Source organism: Ferrimonas aestuarii (assembly GCF_005116665.1).
GTDB lineage: Bacteria > Pseudomonadota > Gammaproteobacteria > Enterobacterales > Shewanellaceae > Ferrimonas > Ferrimonas aestuarii.
The window spans coordinates 1-6,335 of record NZ_SWCJ01000031.1 but is presented as its reverse complement, the minus strand read 5'-3'; the positions used below and the strand labels follow the sequence as shown (position 1 = coordinate 6,335).

General features: G+C 49.5%; 5 protein-coding genes. 1 reads left to right on the top strand and 4 read right to left on the bottom strand.

Features of this window, described 5'->3' with window-relative positions; all coding sequences use genetic code 11:
* Window positions 1-464: 464 nt before the first annotated feature.
* The 4 genes from FCL42_RS21355 to rluD form a co-directional block, all read right to left on the bottom strand.
* The gene (locus FCL42_RS21355; protein ID WP_136865449.1) at window positions 465-800 is read right to left on the bottom strand and encodes a hypothetical protein; all 336 of its coding nucleotides are present in this window, start codon (window positions 798-800) and stop codon (window positions 465-467) included.
* A 113-nt stretch (window positions 801-913) separates the two neighbouring features.
* Window positions 914-3,484, bottom strand: coding sequence for an ATP-dependent chaperone ClpB (gene clpB, locus FCL42_RS21350; RefSeq protein ID WP_136865448.1), 2,571 nt, complete (start codon window positions 3,482-3,484; stop codon window positions 914-916).
* Window positions 3,485-3,563: 79 nt separating this feature from the next.
* Window positions 3,564-4,277 (bottom strand): peptidoglycan editing factor PgeF, encoded by a 714-nt coding sequence (pgeF, locus tag FCL42_RS21345; RefSeq protein ID WP_136865447.1) that lies wholly within the window; start codon window positions 4,275-4,277, stop codon window positions 3,564-3,566.
* 2 nt (window positions 4,278-4,279) lie between these two features.
* Window positions 4,280-5,251, bottom strand: a complete 972-nt coding sequence (rluD, locus tag FCL42_RS21340; RefSeq protein ID WP_136865446.1) for a 23S rRNA pseudouridine(1911/1915/1917) synthase RluD — start codon at window positions 5,249-5,251, stop codon at window positions 4,280-4,282.
* 123 nt (window positions 5,252-5,374) lie between these two features.
* Between rluD and FCL42_RS21335 the strand changes: the two genes are divergently transcribed.
* Window positions 5,375-6,145, top strand: coding sequence for an outer membrane protein assembly factor BamD (locus FCL42_RS21335; RefSeq protein WP_136865445.1), 771 nt, complete (start codon window positions 5,375-5,377; stop codon window positions 6,143-6,145).
* Window positions 6,146-6,335 lie beyond the last annotated feature (190 nt).

The window sequence follows — 6,335 nt, the reverse complement described above, 5'->3', positions numbered from 1 at the left end:
AAATTCCGACTCAATGAATTACTGAATTAACTTGTTATAGTCACTCAGTGCAACATTGATATATGAGATATCAATCCTGCGCGAGTGCCCACACAGATTGTCTGATTACATTTTTAAAGAGCGTTGCTTCATTCGAAGCGAGGTGCGTATCTTACGCTTTCCTCATCGTTCGTCAAGCAGAATTTTCAAATTAATTTCAAACTCTGTTCGACTGAATTTTAGTTTCGCCATTAAGAAGAAGCCCCTCTCTCAAGCGGACGGCAATCATACTTGATGACGTTTTTGAGTCAAGCACTTTCGAAACAAAAACAACATTCAATGTTCATTACCAATAAAAAGCCCCCGCTGAACCCTAGTGGGTCACGACAGGGGCTTTGAATTCTAGAACATCTAATCCAGATAGCAGGAAAAATGCATATAACTTTTTCTTTAGAGAACTCTTTAAACTCTATAGAGGCGTTATATCACTCCACCAAACGATAGACCTCTTTAGTTTTACACGCTGTAGCTTGCACACTGTAATAGCAATGGTCCACCACGGTCACTTTCTCTATCTGACTTTGGCCTCCGGCGGCAGTAGGCTCTGCAGCCAGAAGTTCGTTAATCTCCATCTCCGATGTTGCCCCTAATTGACCAATCAACTGCTCTTTAGTATCGGCTTGTGCAATGACAATCTGCTGTTGCTGGGGGGCCGTGGCAAGCTCGTAATAGTTGGGCCCGTAGTGGTTTGCCAACGCAAGGGGTGAAGCCAAGGCTACAGCCGCGGCCAGTGAAGCTAGGTAACGCACTTTATATGACATGAGAACTCCCATTTCAGTAGGCTTACCTAGATTAGATAGCACTAGGGGCTTTTATCTTTTAGACAAAAGCCCCTTATCTCTATATCAACTAGCTATATAGCAGACCTTGACTACTACTGATGAAACCTAAACTTCTGTTCGGTTGCATCAATTTTGATGGCCTTTCCTGGCAACAGTCGTCCACTAAGTAACTCTTGTGCCAGCGGGTTTTCAATTCGATTTTGAATCGCCCGCTTAAGTGGTCTAGCGCCAAAGATAGGATCGAAGCCCGCTTGTGCAATCAAGCCCAGCGCTTCCTCACTCACATCTAATTGGTACTCTTTATCTGCCAGACGCTTTCGTAACTGCTCCAGCTGAATTCGAGCGATGGCCTTAATGTGAGGTTGAGCCAGCGGATGAAACACGACGGTTTCATCAATTCGATTCAAAAACTCCGGCCTAAACGATTGACCCAATACGCCCATCAACTGAGCTTTCACGGTATCGTAGTCACTATCAGCATGTTGCTGAATAAGATCAGAGCCCAGATTCGAAGTCATGATAATGACGGTATTTCTAAAATCAACCGTGCGTCCTTGGCCATCGGTAAGTCGGCCATCATCGAGAACCTGAAGCAGGATATTAAACACATCAGGGTGCGCCTTCTCCACTTCATCCAGCAAGATTACTGAATAGGGCTTACGACGTACCGCTTCCGTTAGGTAACCACCCTCTTCGTAGCCTACGTACCCTGGAGGGGCGCCAACTAAGCGAGCAACAGAGTGCTTCTCCATAAACTCAGACATATCGACCCGCACCATGGCGTCATCGGTATCAAACAAGAACTTCGCTAGTGATTTACACAGCTCGGTTTTCCCTACCCCAGTTGGGCCCAAGAATAGGAATGAACCTATTGGCCGCTTAGGATCAGATAGCCCTGCCCGACTACGGCGGATTGCATTGGCCACTGCAGTAACCGCTTCCTCCTGACCAATGACTCGCTGATGAAGGTTACCTTCCATCTGCAGCAACTTGTCACGCTCACCTTCAAGCATCTTGGAAACGGGAATGCCGGTTGCGCGCGACAACACGTCTGCAATCTCATTGTCGGTGACCTTATTCTTCAGCAGGCTCATGTCTTGCATTTCTGCTTGGGCCGCCAAGTCGAGCTGTTTTTCTAGCTCGGGAATGCGGCCATATTGCAATTCAGACATTCGATTGAGATCACCTGCCCGCTTAGCCACTTCCAAATCTTGGCGCGCTTGCTCAAGTGCAGACTTAATATGCTGAGTTCCGGCCAGTGCTGCCTTTTCGGTTTTCCATACCTCTTCCAGTTCAACGTATTCCTGCTCAAACTCGGTCAACTGCTCTACCAGTATCTGCAATCGTTTCTTACTGGCGTCATCTTCCTCTTTTTGCAGCGCTTGCTGCTCAAGCTTCAATTGGATGATCTTGCGCTCTAGGCGATCCAGATTTTCCGGCTTAGAGTCGATCTGCATGCGAATAGAAGATGCCGCTTCATCGATAAGATCGATGGCTTTGTCGGGCAATTGACGATCTGACACGTAGCGATGCGACAAAGTGGCAGCGGCAACAATAGCAGGGTCCGTAATCTCCACGCTGTGGTGCAACTCATAACGCTCTTTTAAGCCCCGGAGAATAGCGATGGTATCCTCCACCGTCGGCTCTTCAATTAACACCTTTTGGAACCGACGTTCTAAAGCAGCATCTTTTTCAATGTACTGGCGATACTCATCCAAGGTGGTTGCACCGACGCAGTGCAGTTCCCCTCGAGCTAGGGCTGGCTTGAGCATGTTACCCGCATCCATGGCACCGTCGGTTTTACCGGCCCCTACCATGGTGTGAATCTCATCGATGAACAGGATCACCTGTCCCTCTTCTTGTGATAGTTCGTTAAGTACCGCTTTTAAGCGCTCTTCAAACTCACCTCGGTATTTAGCTCCTGCAAGCAGTGAGCCCATATCCAGTGACAACACCCGCTTACCTTTAAGGCCCTCAGGTACCTCACCATTGATAATGCGCTGTGCCAAACCTTCAACGATGGCAGTTTTACCAACGCCAGGCTCACCGATCATCACAGGGTTATTTTTGGTACGGCGCTGCAATACCTGAATGGTACGGCGAATCTCATCGTCTCTGCCGATAACAGGATCAAGTTTGCCCGCCTCTGCTCGCTCAGTCAGATCGATGGTGTATTTCGACAGAGCTTGGCGCTGGTCTTCGGCATTTTGATCTTCCACCTTTTGACCGGCGCGCAGCTTCTCAATGCCAGCTTCAATCTTTTCAGGGCTAGCGCCCATCTGTTTTAGAGTTTCCGCCAGCGCGTCGCCACGGTCTAACACCGCCAACAAGAATAGCTCGGAGGAGATGTATTGATCTTTACGCTTCTGCGCCAACTTATCGCACAGATTAAACGTGCTCACCAAATTCCGAGACAGCTGCACATCGCCACCCGTACCACTGACTTTCGGCATGCGATCGAGGGCTTCACCAAGCTTTGAGCGCAGAGTGTCGACATTTACACCTGTACCGGCCAACAGGGGTCTTACGGTGCCGCCATCCTGGTTAACAAGCGCCAGCATGAGGTGTTCAGGTTCAATGTATTGATGGTCACGCCCAAGCGCCAATGACTGGGCATCAGAAATAGCTAACTGAAATTTATTGGTCAGACGATCGAGTCTCATACCCACCTCCGAAAGAGAATCTTTATTCAACAGTGAGATGGGTATAGAAGATCAACTTTTCAAGTCAAGGAGGCTAACTCTATCGCCAAATCAGGCAGGCAAGTCGGCCGGTATCTCGGTCGCGACGGTAGGAGAAGAAACGCTCAGGGTTGGCATAAGTGCACAGCTGGCTATCTGTCACATCGGTAATGCCAACTCGCTCTAAGCGCTGACGAACAATCAGCGGTAGATCGCCTAAAAACTTATCGCCATGAGAGGTAAACGCCTGCTCGGCTTCGGCCTGATGTTCGATAAATTGCTGACGTACTTCAGGGCCCACTTCAAAATGGCGTTTGGAGATGCAGGGACCTATCCAAGCTCTGATATCACGACTGCTAAATTTAGCGACAGTGTGCTCCAAGATGCCATCACATAAACCACGCCAACCTGCGTGAGCAGCGGCCACCTCTAAACCGTCAGCACTAACAAACAGCACCGGCACGCAATCTGCTGTCATAACGCAGCACACTTGAGCAGGCGTATCGGTGTAACTGGCATCCGCAGTCGGCAAAGACTCCTTTGTAGGAAGACTCTCTACATGAGTGCCGTGCACTTGATTAAGCCAAACCGGTTCATTCTTAAGGCCCAAGCCAGCGGACAGCTTAGATCGATTAAGTGCGACGGCTTCAGAATCATCACCAACGTGTTGCCCCAGATTAAAACCGGCGAATGACGCCACAGAGTGGCCTCCAATGCGATCGGTAAAGGCAGCGTGTACACCCTTAGGTAAATACCAATCTGGGGAAAACCACATGGTTAGTACTCCATGCCTCGCTCAGCGGTGTCGGCACGAAGTGCTTCGGTCAGTTTAACCATATCTTCAGGCACCGGCGCATACCACTGCATCCATTCACTGGTAACCGGGTGTTCCAGTTCCAATTTTACCGCATGCAATGCTTGACGCTTAAAGCCCTTAAGTACGGTTTGCATCTCTTCGCTGGCACCTTTGGTTGGCCGTGGGCGACCTTGATACAAAGGATCCCCGACTAAAGGATGCTTCACGTGTGCCATGTGCACACGAATCTGGTGAGTACGGCCGGTTTCTAGGCGTAAACGCAAACGGGTGTGCGAGCGAAATTTCTCGGCGATGCGATAGTGGGTCACCGATGGGCGGCCAATTTCCGTTACCGCCATGTGAGTCCGCTTTTGAGGGTGACGGCCAATATTGGCATCCACGGTACCGCCAGCGGTGAGGGTGCCGTGAACAATGGCTTCATATTCTCGGGTAATTTCGCGCGCTTGAAGCTGGGCCACTAAGTGGGTCTGTGCCGGCACGGTCTTAGCCACCACCATCAAACCTGTGGTGTCTTTATCCAAACGGTGCACAATGCCAGCCCGAGGCACATTGGCAATATCTGGGCAGTGGAATAGGAGAGCATTCAAAATGGTGCCGTCCATATTGCCAGCGCCTGGATGAACAACCAGATCCGCAGGCTTGTTGATCACCAGAATGTGCTCATCTTCGTAGACGATATTCAGTGCGATATCTTGAGGGCGAGAGGTTACTTCTTCCTCAAGGGTGGTGCTGATCTCGACCAACTGATCGACGATCACCTTTTCACGTGGTTTAGTGACCTTTTCGCCGTCGATGGTCACCGCCCCCTCTAAAATCCACTCTTTAATGCGACTACGTGAATAGTCGGGGAACAGATCGGCCAACGCTTGGTCTAACCGCATACCTAGGTGCGTACTTGTAAATACGCCATGTAATTCAACGTGTTGGGTCATATACTCTCGATCCAGCTGTAAAAGCTCGAAATCACTCTCAGTTCTGATAGAATCGCTGCAGCTGCAATTTTATCTCTTTTTGCATCAGAACATCACGACAATGATAAGGAATTGGTTCAAAACATGCGCAAACTAGCAGGCTCTTTGCTTCTCGCCTTAGCAAGCAGCATCATGATCACCGGTTGTTCCACCACCCAGGGAAATCAGGAAGCTTACAAGGTTGAAGATCGCTCACCAGAGGGGCTGTATAGCGATGCCCGTCAAGCAATGGAAGCGGGTAACTTTACCAAAGCTACCACCATTCTAGAAACTCTAGATTCACGCTACCCATTCGGAACCTACAAAACTCAAGTCCAATTGGACCTGATCTACGCTTATTATAAGTTAGACGATACTGCCAGTGCATTGGCCAATGTGGATCGCTTTGTTCGCCTGAACCCGACCCACAAAGACATCGACTACGTCTACTACATGCGTGGCCTGATCAACATGCAAGCGGACAGCTACCTGTTCCACGACCTTTTTGAGATCGATCGTACTGACCGCGACCCTACCAATGCTCGCGCTGCATTTAAAGATTTCGAAAAACTGGTAAAGACTTTCCCTGATAGCCGCTACGCAGCCGATGGCCGCCAGCGTATGATCGCCATCAAAAACCGTTTGGCTGAGTACTCACTGCGAGTGGCTGAGTACTACGTCAAGATGGAAGCTTGGATGGCTGCCGCCAGCCGCGCTCAACAAATTCTAGAAACCTACCCCGGTACCCCAGCGGTAGAAAAGTGCCTCGAGATCATGGTCACCAGTTACGACAAGCTGGGCCAAGAGACTCTGAAGCAACACGCGCTGCAAGTGTTGGCTGCAACCTACCCACAAAACGACTTGGCTGCAGAGTAAGTCTACCTAAGCTGGGACACTCACAACAAAAAAGGCGCTTTTAAAAGCGCCTTTTTTATTGCCAGTGACCCGTCCTGAAATAGGTTTACACATTGGAGACCTATTATGGAAAAGGTAGAGCCCAAGCGACGCAGACGCTCGCAGCGTGATTACCCAATGGCCTTTAAATTATCTGTGGTTGAACAGGTAG